Raw genomic sequence first — 14,159 nt, forward strand, 5'->3', positions numbered from 1 at the left:
ATAAAAAAACACCAGCTTTATGCTGGTGTTTTGTGGTCTAGGCCGGCAATAAGACCTTCTGCTTTTTCTGATTCTTTGTGACCGGCAGTCAGATGGTTCAGGACTACAATGCTCATTAAAGCAAATGCGATGACTGTAAACACTAAACGTAAGCCGATAATTTCACTACCGAAACCTACCAGCGCTGGCCCGATCAATGAACCGGTATAAGCAAATACCGATACATAAGATAATGCTACATGAGAAGCCATAGATTTTTGGCGGCCTGCACGAGAGAACATTAACGGAACGATGTTGGCGCTACCTAGACCCAAGATCGCATAACCAGTTAAAACGACTTGCCATACTGGTGCAAAGATCACCATAAATAGGCCTGCTGCAGCCAGCAAAGCACTTAGTAAGATAGTAGTTTTTTCACCCAAGCTTTGAATGATGAGATGACCGCTAAAACGTCCAAGCACCATCAAGCCAGCAAAGAAACTATAAGCCAGACCGGTATGCGCTGCAGGTACGTTAAACTGGGTTGCCAGATAAATACCGCTCCAGTCCATCGCTGCACCTTCAGACAGGAAGGATACAAAACAGATCAGGCCAATACCTAAAATTGCGAATGTTGGTAGCGCTTTTTTCGCAGGTTTTGCTGTAGTTGTATTAGTTTCTTCTGTAGTTGATGACTGACCACCCAAGCAAAATGGAATTGCCAGCATCGCAATCGCAAGCAACATTACACTTACAACCAGTGCGCCAGTTAAAGGTGCCAGACCAAATCCCATTAACGTGGTCATGCCCAATACACCAACCAGACCACCCAAGCTACATACGCCATGGAAACCCGACATCAAGCTTTTATCCATGAGTTTTTCAATCTGGGCAGCCTGAATATTTACGGTTACCCCCAAAGCACCAGCACTGGCGCCAAAGAAAAACAGGGTAATTGCCATCATCAAGCTGGTAGGACTAATCGCTAGCGCTGGCAAGATGAACAGAAATGCAGCCAGAATAACAGCCAGTACTGTACGGCAACCAAACTTGCTCGCCATACGACCTGCCAATGGCATGGCCAGCATTGAGCCAACTCCGGCACATAGCAAAAGTAAACCAAAGTCAGCATGGTTCAGCAATAAGCGCTGCTGCGCATAAGGAATTAATGGTGCCCAGGCAGCTGTACTAAAACCTAGACTAAAAAAACACAGTGCAGTGGCGATTTTCTGCCAGAGATACGGTGATGGAGACTGAAGACGAGAAATTAGCTGTGAATTTAACATTGTCATTCCAAAAGAAAGAGCTCAGGCATCCATTACCGATCATCCATAGAAAAACCCCGCGGACTTATAGCTGAAAAATATAAGTAGCAGGGCTTAATTTGTGTGAATTATAAACAGAATTTTTCTAAATGAAATAGCTTTTAGAAATGAATTTTTAAATTTTTTACAAGTAATTGATTGTATAAAATTTATAATTTTATAGTTTTATTTGTATATGCTGATCGGTTTTTTCATTGCTTCCTGTAACTCAAGATTTTGTAAAAAACAGGCGAAACCTTCAGCAACTTTTGACTGTAGCCGACTACTGGTTGTTACCCTTAATTGATTGGACCAGGTAATATTGACTCCTGCCTGTTGTAAACGGCGAACAAAGTCGACATCTTCATGACAATCTAACTGGTTAAACCCATCAAAATTATTATATATACTTGTTTTAAAACATAAGTTTGCACCATGAATATGCCGATGATCCATTTTGTCCTGATAGTGACCTAAATATTTCAATCGGGCTTCCAGGCTAAAATTTTTCCATTCGTCCACTTCAACGACCCCACAAATTGCGTCAGTGGGTTGGTGCTGCCACATGACCTTGAACCAGTCCTCCTGAACATATGAATCCGCATCGGTACAACAGATCCAGTCGCATCCTTGTTCAATTACTTTTTGAATTCCTAAATGACGGGTCTTACCCACCGAACGAAAGTCACAACTAATGACTTCTACCCCCAGTTGCACGGTTTTGATCGCGGTTTGATCGGTACAACTGTCTAAGACAACTAAAATCTTAATCTCGGGAATATTTCCAGATGAACCAAGGTATTGATAAAATTCAAATTGTGCTTTTTTTAAGGCCAGCAGGCAACGTTCTATATAGGCTTCTTCATTACAGGCAGGAATGACCACACCAATTTTATTCATTTAAGGCCCTCTTGCTCTGCCACAGACTGTGGGCTATTTATCCAGACATCAACCAGAAAATCAGGTTCCTGAAGTTGTGAACATTTTTTATAAGGCAGGTGAGTATTTAGATGGTCATGAGTATCATCACCAGTAAAGCTAAAACCTGAAATCGGTGCGCGCCAGTGACAAGCCAGAATACAGCCTTCTGCATCAAGGGCGTGCTGCAACCAGTGGGTCAATTTCTCTAAAGCGGCCTGATCCAGATAATATAAAACCTCACTCAGTACAATTAGCTGGAACTTACGCTCTGGCAAGTCTTCCGGAACAATGCCTTGGACAAAATTGACATGAGAATAATCTTGCAGACGTTGTTGCGCTAGCTGGATCGCTGTCGTATTGGCATCCAGACAGATGAGTTCTCCGGTATGAGGAGCTAGTTCCTGACTTAGCATGCCATTACTACAACCGATTTCTATGGCAGATTCAAAATGCAGTTTGGGCAAGAGCGCTTTACAAATCTGACGTTTACGCTGTTCATACCAGCGCTGTTCATAATGCCATGGATCTCCTTGATTCAGCGCATATAAAGCATCAAAATAGGCATGATCATAAGTTGATTTACTGTTCATACAGATAAACCTCCCATGGCTGTAAAACACGCTCCAATGCATGTTCAGGGACAATCGGTGCCTGTTCTGTCGTCGGGTCATTCTCAATCTGACTCTTGAAACATCGTGCAGCTCGGGCTTTATATTTTAATTCTTCATCTGTCAGCCTGAGTTTGTGCGCAACAGCCCACGGAATTCGAGTGTCTCCTGGTGTGGCCCAGTGCCATGCCCAGATTAAAACCTGAATATACGGTAACTGTAACTCAGTCGCGAGCTGCTGGACGACCTGACCGGTTATTTCATGGTCTGGATGCCCATCATGAACAAAAGTCGTGACCAATATATCATTAGGCTGCAAATACGAATGCAATTGCTGTTTGAGCAAACCTTGCTGCTCGGCCACTTTTCCATCCTGAATATCCAAAGCAATCCGAAGAACCGGCTGTTCTAAGGACAATTCTTCCAGAGCCTGACGCGTTTCTGCTGGACGAATCTGGTTCAGTTCTTCTGGCGTATACAGACTCGAACCGGGATGGCTGGCCGTACCATTAGTTACTGCAAACAGTACAATCTTATAGCCGAGTTTATCCAAACGTTGCATCAGTCCACCACATCCCAGAATTTCATCATCCGGATGCGGTGCCACAATACAGACTCTGCCATCTGCAGGAATTACACTGGAAATATCAAATTCTGGCATCTGCTGTAATATTTCGCAGTTACGCCATTCTTCTACCCGCGTCCCTTCCCCATGGATCACACGATCTTCGACAATCTCATGTTTTAAAGTGCCCATAGTTCTTCCTCCTGTGCGCTTAGCTCTCCAATACGCTCAAGATCAAAGGCAGCATGGCTTTGACGGATAAATACCGGTAAATCTGCTGCGAGCCGGGCAAAATAAGAATTGGTACAATAAGGCGCTGCGCCGAGCGCTTTTCCAACCTGGTTGAGTACATTTAATGCAGTGGCTTCAACCTGCGCGCGCAAAGCCTGAATCTGAAGTTGATGAGGAAATTTGGGTTGCTGGTCAATCAATTCTGCAACCCGATAAAACAAAGCCTGAGTAGCTAAAAGATCACGGCTGATTTCACCCAGATACATGGCTTTATACATATGCGGTTTTCTTAACTGTTCCTGCTGCAGATATTCAGCAAGAGCTACTGTCGCACCATACCAGCAAGCAGCAACGCCTGCTGCTCCATGCCAGAATCCTACCCGATCCAGATATGCATGTGGATCAGCGACTTTTTTGACAGGAACCTGATTAAATTCTAGTTGTGCAGTGGATGTATGCTGCATTCCCACAGCTTGCCAGACAGTATGGTCATGCTGAATACCAGGCTGCTGCATATCTACAATTAGCAATTGAGAGTGATTTTGTTCATCCCGATAAGTCAGTAAGCCTGCCTCTACCCAGCTAGAAGCGGAACACCAGGTCTTAATGCCAGTCAGCTTATCTTCATTCAGCTGCAATGGTTGAGGCCCGCCTTCTGCTGCCCAGACTGCCCAAAGCTGATGAGGATGTGCCGGAACATCTAATTCATGCAGAATCGCAATTGCATCCAGATGCGACTCAAATATTTTGCCCAGACTTAAATTGGTTGCCGAGATCTGGCTTAAAATTTGCCAGCGTTTTAAAGTTTCCCCTGATGCAGGAAAAGGAACCTGATCCGAAAGTTGCACCAGTTCCTTCAAAGTCGTTTGAATATTTTCTTTAGGTTCTAATGATGAATTTTTAAATCTTTCTAATATTGAACTGAGGTCCATAAAAGTGCTTCCTCAAAAATATCGATATTGTGGTCATTTGATGAAAGCCAGTTAAGGAAAAAGTCTTTTCATCTGTTTTAAACGGGTCATCAGTCCTAGTACCTTACGGCGTGCCATAATTTCTTCTTCACTAAAAGGCAATTTTTCTCTAAGTTGACTCATAGGTAAATGGTTATGTTCGATCAGATAAATATCCTGCTCCCTACTCCATTGCGTATTTTGTATCTGTGCCAGTAATTTTTTAGGATCTGGTCTCGCCATAAAAGTTTTATTCCTTGAAATAGAGAATAGAAGCCGAAGCTTCTATTCTCATGGTATTTATGCAGGAATTGTTTCTGAGATCAATTCACGCGCCCAAACACGGTGATTCATGATCAAGGTCTTAAAGGTGTCTTGCACGGTATCGAATTGAGAATTTGCCAAGGTACCTTCATCGCTGATCAGTTTTAAGTCTTCAATCAGCTGACCTTTATCTCCCAGGAAGACAATCGGTTTCAGGTGCTTATAAGCTTCAAGCAGATAGTGAGTCGCGATACCATCTTTCAGCACCATCTCATAGTTATCACCATCCACAATCACTACGGCATCATAGGCGATCGAAGGTTCAGCCTTCTGCATGCCATCAGATGGGATTACTGTACCTTGCTGGCTCAGAACTGGTCCTGGACGAGGTGTTAACACATCAGCCACAGCACTCTCTGATTCAGCCCAAGCCTGTACAGCTTTAATACTGGCTTCATTGGCTTTGTCATGTGCCAGAATCGCGATTTTACGTGCCTTAATATCGGCAGGTTTAAACGCTTCAAAAGACAGACGCTTAGAAATCAGTACATCAGGCAGTTTTGCAGCTTTTTTCTCAGCTGGGATTTCAATACCCAATTGATCCGCGACTTGTTGAGCCAGCGTCAAGTCAATATTGCACAGCACTTCAAGCACTTCACGTTCACGGATATTTTGGCGTTGTACTTTACTCAGTTCGAAGACATAGGCATCAATAATGTGCTTCTGCTCATGCGGTGCCTGGCTTTGATAGAATAAACGGGCATGAGTGAAGTGATCGTTAAAGGACTCACTACGCTGGCGGATTTTATGACCGTCAATACGTTCCTGATAGCTTTCGAAACCACCTGCCTGAGTCGCACCTGGTGCTTCAGCTGGCCAGTTGTCATCAATCGAGTTTGGTTCGTAGTTGGCCTGTCCGGTGTGAATAAGACGTTGATGCAAACCATCACGCTGATTGTTATGGAATGGGCAAACCGGCTTATTAATTGGAATCTGATGGAAGTTTGGACCACCCAAGCGGCTCAGCTGAGTATCAGTATAAGAGAACAGTCGTGCCTGTAGTAGCGGGTCGTTGGTAAAGTCAATGCCTGGTACAACATGCCCTGGACAGAAGGCTACCTGCTCAGTTTCACCAAAGAAATAATCAACATTACGGTTCAACACCATACGGCCAATTGGAGTCACTGGAACCAGTTCTTCCGGAATGATTTTGGTTGCATCCAGCAAGTCAAAATCAAATTTCATTTCATCTTCTTCAGGAACGATCTGTACACCTAATTCCCATTCCGGGTAATTACCTGAAGCAATTGCTTCATATAGATCACGACGATGGAAATCCGGATCCTTACCTGCCAGTTTTTGCGCTTCATCCCATACCAGCTGTGTCAGACCTTGTTTAGGCGTCCAGTGGAACTTCACAAAAACAGCTTTATTTTCAGCATTAATTAAACGGAAGGTATGCACACCAAAACCTTGAATAGATCGTAAATTACGTGGAATTGCACGATCCGACATTGCCCACATCACCGCATGTGCAGATTCAGGTACAAGAGAGACAAAGTCCCAGAAAGTATCATGTGCTGACGCACCTGATGGAATCTCGGTTTGTGGTTCAGGTTTCAGCGCATGGACAAAATCAGGAAACTTGATGCCATCCTGAATAAAGAACACTGGCGCATCATTAGCCACCAGGTCGAAGTTACCTTCATCCGTATAAAACTTGGTCGCAAAACCACGAATATCACGTACCGTATCTGCTGAACCGCGAGGACCTTGTACTGTAGAGAATCGAACAAAGACTGGAGTCTGAGCACCGGTATTGATTAAAAACCCGGCTTTAGTCCATTTTTCATTGCCTGGATAAGCTTCAAAAAAACCATGTGCCCCAACACCACGTGCATGCACAATTCGCTCTGGAATACGCTCATGGTCAAAATGGGTAATCTTTTCACGGAGAATAAAATCCTCCATTAAAGTTGCTCCACGAACGCCCGCTTTTAAACTGTTCTGGTTATCCGAAATCTTGACACCTTGGTTGGTAGTCAGTGCCTGTTCGGTTGAGTCGCTACGATATGCATCAAGCTGCTCACTTTTTTTATTGGTATTCTGCTTATCTAAACCATTTTTACCTGTGGCTGGACTGTTCGCCTTAATTTTCATGACATTTTCCTTGCTGATCTTGAGTTTAGTGAAGTCTTTTTTGCCTATCTCAAATTCGCTTGAGTTTTATTCAACATCTTGCCGTTCTTACAGAAAAATAAAGTTCCACTTTTATCTGTATGTGGTGAGCTGTTGCTGAGTATGAAGATCTTTTTATTGATTTCGTCTGTATCCCTAACATAACAAGATTTGACGAATACATTGCTGAGTCTTTGTAGTGGCTTGTTTAATAAAGGCACAGTTCTGTTATTTTTCTTAACTACACAGTTTTTTTTTACCGAGTAAAGATCACAAAGTTCGAAAAATTTAAAGCTGATAGTTTTTACTAAAAGATAAAATCATGAAACAAAGGCTTAATCATCTAAAAGTGAAAACAAGTTTTTAAAAAAACTGATCCAGACATTTGAGTTTTATAAGGTAAAATTAATTTCTTTATACAGTTACAATCCTGTCACCAGGCTATACAGAACGCCTAAACTTATATCTTTGCCCGTCCTATAAACTATATAACTCAGAAGTACTTAAGTTATTTCCACATATAAATAGTGGCAAAAATCTATTTCATATAAAAGGTCATACTGCCAAGATTTCTTATCTTTTCAGCCATGACTGGCAAACTTCTATTTTAAAAGATATCTCTCTACAAAATTGTTAAGGAGTAAAACATGGGCTCTTCAGAAAAAAATGCTAAAGCTATGAAAATTGATATTGGTATTTCTTACGAAGACCGTGCCAAAATCGTCGAAGGTCTATCTAAATTATTGGCAGACAGCTATACCCTCTATTTAATGACCCACAACTTTCACTGGAATGTCACCGGACCACAGTTCAATAGTCTGCACAGTATGTTTATGACCCAATATACCGAACAGTGGAATGCTCTTGATCTGATTGCAGAACGTATCCGAGCCTTAGGCTTTGCCGCACCCGGCACTTACCAGCAATTTGTTAAGCTGACTGCTATTAAAGAAGTAGAAGTTGTACCAGATGCCCAAGAAATGTTGCGTTTATTGGTAAATGCTCATGAAACGGTAGCTCGTACCGCACGCAATCTTTTTGAAGTTGTTGATGAAGTCAACGATCAACCGACTGCAGATTTAATCACGCAACGTCTTGATGTGCATGAAAAAACAGCCTGGATGTTACGAAGTACTTTAGAGTAATTAATTTTTCTCATTAAGAAAACAACTGTAAAATCAGAAAATTAGCTTTTCCTAAAATAAATAAGTGTTCAAATTTAATTGATATCCTTTTGAGCACTTATTTATCCCAATTTTCACCCTATAGTGAAGGCTTTGAAAAATAAATATTTACCTTTTAAAAGATTATTTTTAATCAATAAATCTTTATTTATTATCTATTTAATTATATTAGGCTAGATAGAAAATTTAGCTTTTAAGTAAAATTTTCTTATATTATAAAAATATAATTTTTACTAAATCAGTATTTTATTATTTTTTTGATCTTAGTCTTTTTCCATATCTTTTAAATATATTGAAAAAATGGACCAAACCATTTCTGCTTACAAAATAAGCAACAGATTAAGCTTCAAAAATGCTTACAAACTGAATATTATTCATCTAAAATAGAGAACCACATCACATAATATAATTATTGAAATATATTGTATACATTTTGTATTTCTGAAAGATTTAAGGGATTAAGTTATGAGTGTTCAAAAGTTGCTCATTTCACTCAAACTTAATTTACGTAAATTGATTTTAATCCTTTTACTTGTGAGTCTGGTGATTCTTTTTTCAATTACATTGATTGTGAGCAATGTAATTCACCGACAGCAACTGATTAATAATTCTCTTGCAACTAATTATGAGTATGCAGCTAAAGTTGCTTCTATTTCTGATTTATATTTTAAAAATATATTTAATGATTTAAGCCTCAGTGCCAATATTATTAATAATGGCTTTCATAATGAGCAGTTATTAAAAACTGAATTAAACAGATTGATTCAACAATCTAATTCTTTTAGCAGTGTTTTGATCAGCGATGCAGATGGTCATGTCATCGAATATGCGCCTGAAACCTTGAAATTAGATAAAGTTGCGATTATCCGGTCTTTGGGCTTTAGCAAATCACTCGAATCAAAGAAGCCTTATATTTCCTCACCATATTATTCATTAAAAGGTAATCTAGTCGTCCTGGTTAGTTTTCCCATCTTTGATCAGAATAATAAATACCAAGGCTTTATTGCAGGGTTTATCTATTTACATGAAGAATCCTTATTAAAGACAATTTTAAGCGAAAATTATGGTTATAAAAATAGCTATTTATATGTTTTTGATAAAGAAGATAAAATTATTTATCATCCAGAAAGAGAGAAAATTGGAAAAACATTCCAACACAATACCGGTTTAGCTTATATGGAGTCTCATAGCTCAGGAAAAATAAAATTAAACAACGATATGGGAGTTAGCGAACTAGTAAGTTTTGCAAAAATTCCTACGACTAACTGGACCGTGGTGTTTCAGCAGCCTACAGAAGATTTATTCGCCCAAGCCCGTCTTCTTGCCTACAAAGGGCTTTGTTGCACAAAGATTTGAAATGCAAAGTGCCCCTAATTGAGCCAAATTTAAGGCGTAACTTGGGTAAGTGGTCGACCTAATTCCGTAAATCTGTTGAGGACTGCTACACGTGCATGAATTTCATTCACCTGACTAGGAAAGCTTCTTGCCATTAATTTATCGCCTAATAATTTGATGCAATGCATCTTGGTTTCCACCAAACTGCGGCGATGATAGCCTGACCATTTTTTCCATAATGTCCTGCCTAAACGTTTAACTGTTCGAAGTAATTCATTTCGCTCTAGCGAGCTACTCTTTGTATCTTTCCATGGTTTCGCATTTTTTCTAGGTGGAATCACCGCATGTGCTTGCCGATCTGCAATGACCTGACGGCATTGCTTGGTGTCATAAGCTCCATCGGTATAAACAGAGTCAATCTGCTCATCTTGTGGAATCTGATTAAGTAAATCACCAAGCACCTGTGAATCACTGACATTATTGGTTGTGAGCTGAATAGCGCGTATTTGTAGGGTTTTGGCATCTATACCAATATGTAGTTTACGCCATTGGCGACGATATTCAGCTCCATGTTTCTTGCGTTTCCATTCGCCCTCACCTAGAAACTTCATGCCTGTAGAGTCTACGAGTAGATGCAGCCCATCGCTACTTTTTTGGTAGCTGATTGCAATATCAATATGCTTTTGTCTTCTACAAAGCGTACTGTAATCTGGTGCGGTCCAATTTAATCCGCAAAGTTTAATCAGACTTTGCACAAAGCCAGTGACTATACGTAAAGATAGACGGAATAAGGATTTAATCATTAAGCAGCATTGGATAGCTGCGTCGGAGTAGGTTTGATTTCGCCCTTGTTTGCCTTTTGATGGCGCATACCATTGCGTAGCAGGATCAAACCAAATGGCAATATTTCCGCGACTCATGAGTGCTCGGTTATATGCGGGCCAATTGGTTGTGCGGTAGATTTTGTGTGTAGGCTTCTTCATTTGAAAATTATATCGCTGAAAAAGCCTTTACAGATAGGTTTGTGCAACAAAGCCTTTGCTGTCGGGTCGGCGGTGAAGAGTTTATTATTCTTGCGCCAGTTAAAGAGATTTCACAAGCCACTAAAATTGCTGAAAGATTAAGGCACAAACTGGCATCGACTTATTTACTAGAAGTTGGTGTAGTGACTGCCTCACTTGGTATTGCACACTGGCCTTTAACTTCTTCTGATATTAAAGAAGTTTTAAAACAAGCAGATACAAATTTATATCAAGCCAAACATTTAGGGAGAAATCGTGTGGTGACAGGTGAAAAAAGTGCCTAGTAATAATATTTTTATACAGTTATTAAGTAGATAATTTAAATATATTATTTTGTTATTGTGTTATAGCGTTTAGATCTTTAATTCCAAAAAACAGTATAATTTCTCTAATACTTCTAGGTTTATATAGAGGTTTATACTTAAGGATACAATATGACTTCTTTTTATAATGGAGGCACCAGCCAAGAGATTTTTAATCTGATTGGTCAAGCTGCTGCCTTAGAGGATATCATAGATGCGATTACCGCATGGTTAGGGGATAAAATTCCGGATGCGTTGGTATCTGTCATGTTGTATTCGGAACAGGAACAAACGCTTAATTTAATAAAAGAACCAGCCTATTTTTCCAGAGAATATATAGCCGCTTTAAAGGATCTAAAAATCGGTCCGAATGTAGGCGCTTGTGGTGCAGCTGCATATCATCGTCGTTTAGTGGTCTGTGAGGATTTACTCAATGATCCAAACTGGGTCGCATATAAAGATCTGGTTAAACAAAATGGTTTAAGAGCCTGCTGGTCCCTACCAATTGCCCATGGGAGTGGCAAACTTTTTGGCTCTTTTGGTACGTATTATCGTTCGATCAAGTCTCCTACTCCCAATGAAATTGACCTGCTGCAATATGCAGCTTCGCTGATCGCCTTAACCTTTGAGCTGTATGAAGAACGCAAAAAACGAAATCAACTCAAAGATAAATATCAGTCATTTTTCTCTTTTCATCCCGATGCAATTTTTGAGCACAATCTGGATGGCAATATTGTAGATGCCAATCTGGCCACCAAGTTTTTTAACGAAGTTGGTGTTAAATCGCATATCGGAACTAAAATTGATCATTTTATTGAACCTGAACATCGCCCTCTTGCCTTAGAAGCCTTTGAGCAGGCCAAGCATGGCTTGACTGGACATCTTGAAGTTCAGGCACATAACTCGGCAGGACAGAAATACTGGCTCGATTTAACTTTTTTGCCAATTAAAGTGAATGAGGAAATTGTCGGTATCTTTAGCGTGGCACGCGACATTACTGAACGCTATCAAAACAATGAAATGCTGCGCTTAATGAAACGTAGTGTCGATGCAAATCCGCATGGCATTATTTTAACTTCGGCAGAAAATGACCAGCCTATTGAATATGTTAATCCGGCCTTTGAGCAGATTACCGGTTATAGTCTGGAAGAACTCAAAGGGAAAAATTGCCGCATCTTGCAGGGACCCGATACTTCAGCGGAAAGCGTCCAGCAAATCAGCGAAGCCATTCAGAATAAATCTGAAATCAAGATTGTCCTGAAAAATTATCGTAAGGATGGACACTGGTTCTGGAACAAGCTGAATCTCGGCCCGGTCTTTGATGAAAATCATAAATGCACTCATTTTATTGCTATTCAACAGGATGTGAGTCAGCATGTTGCCCAGCAAAAACTAATCGCTTATCAGGAATCACATGACCATTTAACCGGCTTTATTAACAATAAGCTGTTTGAAAAAGTGATACAGGAAAAACTGCATTTAGCTCAGACAGGTTCTGCAAATCTGGTGCTTTTATATCTGGATCTGGATGATTTTGAACCTTTGAATCAAAGCCTCGGTCATGATATTGGCGATAAAATTTTTAAACTGGTGGGCAATCGTCTGAGTCAAAATCTGCAGCCTGAAGATGTGATTTCCAGATTTTCAGGAGATGAGTTTGCAATTTTATTAACTCAAATGACTGATCTCAAGCAAGTCGCTGTACGTGCCGAAGAAATCATCGCCGGATTATCTCAACCTTTCCATGTGGATGGCTATGATATTCACCTGAGTGCCAGTATTGGTGTCGCTGATGCTGATCCAGACATTAAATGTGTTAAGCAGTTTATCAATGCTGCTAAAGATGCCATGCGTGACGCCAATGCCGAAGGGGGTAATACCTGGCACTGGTATAATTTCACGAAAGAGCCTTTACCGAAGGTAGATTATGTACAGCTTCGTCATGAACTGATGGTCGCGCTGCATGAACAGCAATTTAAACTGTTTTATCAGCCAATTCTGGACAGTGAAACGGGTAAGGTCAAATGTCTGGAAGCTTTGATCCGCTGGCAACATCCAGAAAAAGGCTTTATTTCTCCTGCCGATTTTATTCCTTTTGCAGAAAGGACCGGTCAAATCGTCTCGATCGGCGAATGGGTACTCAGACAGGCTTGTGAGGAAGTCAAAGCCTGGAATATGCAGCATGAGACTCAAATTTCGGTTGCCATCAATCTATCTCCTTTACAGTTTAAAAGAAGCGGATTCCTAAGCGATCTACAGCAATTATTAGCAGAAATTGAATTCCCACATGAGTTACTAAAACTGGAAGTAACTGAAAGTATGTTGATTGCTAGCGGTGATAAGTCGATTGAGATCTTAAAAAATGTCCGGGCTTTGGGTATTAAAGTGTCGGTAGATGACTTTGGCACTGGTTATTCGAGTTTAAGTTATTTACGTAGCTTACCGATTGATGAGATCAAATTGGATCGCAGCTTTGTCCAGCATTTACCCGGCAATCTACGAGATGAGGCAATTATTGAAGCTATGATTACCCTAGCACATAAGCTGGATCTGGAAGTTGTTGCGGAAGGAATTGAAAATCCTGAACAGGCTGAGTGTTTAAAATCGCATCATTGTGATTATCTGCAAGGTTTTTATTATGCAAAACCTGCCCGGCTCAATCAGCTGGAGTTAATCAGTTCCTGATTAATATGCCCTGTTTGAACTGTACAGTTTCAGCTTCTAAGTAAGCTAACTCTTCTAAATGATGGGTCACATAAATCATGGGTAGATTTAACTCATCTTTCATCCGTTTTAGAAAAGGTAAAATCTGTTGTTTTAACTGCTGATCCAGGCCTGTTAAAGGTTCATCCAGCAATAAAAGATTCGGTGAAGACAGTAATGCTCGGCCAATAGAAACGCGCTGCGCTTCTCCACCTGAGAGCTGGTGTGCTCTACGATATATTAAAGGTTTTAATTCTAATAATTCTACGATGTCTTCAAACTGGAATTTTCGATTTTCTCTAGATACCAGTTTTTCTGCATAGCATAGGTTCTGCTGCACGTTCATATGTGGAAACAGCAAAGCATTCTGGAAAACTAATGCAATCTTGCGCTGATGCATTGGAATATTAATTTTCTTTTCTGTATTGATTAAGTCCTGCTGATTAAACTGAATATATCCTTGGTCAGGTTTTAATAGTCCGACAATATTTTTGAGTAAAGTACTTTTTCCACTTCCAGATGTACCGACAATCCCTAATAGTTGCTGCGACATTTCCAGTTTAATATTCAACCCGAAATCGGCTTGTTGATATTGAAAATCACATTTCAACAT

General features: G+C 40.4%; 13 protein-coding genes. 4 read left to right on the forward strand and 9 right to left on the reverse strand.

The window, feature by feature from the left end:
• Positions 1-17 precede the first annotated feature (17 nt).
• The 7 genes from C3F22_RS10265 to katE form a co-directional block, all read right to left on the reverse strand.
• A complete protein-coding gene (locus tag C3F22_RS10265; RefSeq protein WP_104426494.1) occupies positions 18-1,265 on the reverse strand; it encodes an MFS transporter in 1,248 nt (415 codons plus the stop codon).
• A 204-nt stretch (positions 1,266-1,469) separates the two neighbouring features.
• A complete protein-coding gene (locus C3F22_RS10270) occupies positions 1,470-2,183 on the reverse strand; it encodes a glycosyltransferase (RefSeq protein WP_034170394.1) in 714 nt (237 codons plus the stop codon).
• On the reverse strand, positions 2,180-2,794 hold the full coding sequence (locus C3F22_RS10275; RefSeq protein WP_104426495.1) for a class I SAM-dependent DNA methyltransferase: 615 nt from the start codon (positions 2,792-2,794) through the stop codon (positions 2,180-2,182). Before C3F22_RS10275 ends, C3F22_RS10270 begins: the two co-directional genes overlap by 4 nt.
• Positions 2,784-3,569 carry a PIG-L deacetylase family protein gene (locus C3F22_RS10280; RefSeq protein ID WP_104426496.1) on the reverse strand — a complete coding sequence of 262 codons (786 nt, stop codon included), beginning with the start codon at positions 3,567-3,569 and terminating at the stop codon, positions 2,784-2,786. The genes C3F22_RS10275 and C3F22_RS10280 overlap by 11 nt, the downstream gene beginning before the upstream one ends.
• Positions 3,557-4,540 carry an acyl-CoA dehydrogenase gene (locus C3F22_RS10285; RefSeq protein ID WP_104426497.1) on the reverse strand — a complete coding sequence of 328 codons (984 nt, stop codon included), beginning with the start codon at positions 4,538-4,540 and terminating at the stop codon, positions 3,557-3,559. The genes C3F22_RS10280 and C3F22_RS10285 overlap by 13 nt, the downstream gene beginning before the upstream one ends.
• 51 nt (positions 4,541-4,591) lie before the next feature.
• Positions 4,592-4,801: a hypothetical protein gene (locus C3F22_RS10290; RefSeq protein WP_104426498.1), complete on the reverse strand. Its 210-nt coding sequence runs from the start codon at positions 4,799-4,801 to the stop codon at positions 4,592-4,594.
• Between the two features lie 57 nt (positions 4,802-4,858).
• Positions 4,859-6,982, reverse strand: coding sequence for a catalase HPII (gene katE / locus C3F22_RS10295; protein WP_104426499.1), 2,124 nt, complete (start codon positions 6,980-6,982; stop codon positions 4,859-4,861).
• Between the two features lie 665 nt (positions 6,983-7,647).
• Between katE and C3F22_RS10300 the strand changes: the two genes are divergently transcribed.
• The gene (locus C3F22_RS10300; RefSeq protein WP_104426500.1) at positions 7,648-8,145 is read left to right on the forward strand and encodes a Dps family protein; all 498 of its coding nucleotides are present in this window, start codon (positions 7,648-7,650) and stop codon (positions 8,143-8,145) included.
• Positions 8,146-8,649: 504 nt separating this feature from the next.
• Entirely contained in the window at positions 8,650-9,540 is an 891-nt protein-coding gene (locus C3F22_RS10305) for a cache domain-containing protein (protein ID WP_228203539.1), read from the forward strand.
• A gap of 29 nt (positions 9,541-9,569) precedes the next feature.
• Here C3F22_RS10305 and C3F22_RS10310 read toward each other — a convergent pair whose 3' ends face one another.
• On the reverse strand, positions 9,570-10,502 hold the full coding sequence (locus C3F22_RS10310; RefSeq protein ID WP_000743268.1) for an IS5-like element IS17 family transposase: 933 nt from the start codon (positions 10,500-10,502) through the stop codon (positions 9,570-9,572).
• A 41-nt stretch (positions 10,503-10,543) separates the two neighbouring features.
• Between C3F22_RS10310 and C3F22_RS10315 the strand changes: the two genes are divergently transcribed.
• On the forward strand, positions 10,544-10,825 hold the full coding sequence (locus C3F22_RS10315) for a GGDEF domain-containing protein (protein WP_228203540.1): 282 nt from the start codon (positions 10,544-10,546) through the stop codon (positions 10,823-10,825).
• 150 nt (positions 10,826-10,975) lie between these two features.
• Positions 10,976-13,528 carry an EAL domain-containing protein gene (locus tag C3F22_RS10320; protein WP_104426501.1) on the forward strand — a complete coding sequence of 851 codons (2,553 nt, stop codon included), beginning with the start codon at positions 10,976-10,978 and terminating at the stop codon, positions 13,526-13,528.
• On the opposite strand, the gene C3F22_RS10325 is transcribed toward C3F22_RS10320, so the two are convergent.
• The gene (locus tag C3F22_RS10325) at positions 13,518-14,159 is read right to left on the reverse strand and encodes an ATP-binding cassette domain-containing protein (protein ID WP_005234447.1); all 642 of its coding nucleotides are present in this window, start codon (positions 14,157-14,159) and stop codon (positions 13,518-13,520) included. The genes C3F22_RS10320 and C3F22_RS10325 overlap by 11 nt on opposite strands.

Origin of the sequence: Acinetobacter sp. ACNIH1, assembly GCF_002934695.1 — a bacterium.
Taxonomy (GTDB): domain Bacteria; phylum Pseudomonadota; class Gammaproteobacteria; order Pseudomonadales; family Moraxellaceae; genus Acinetobacter; species Acinetobacter variabilis.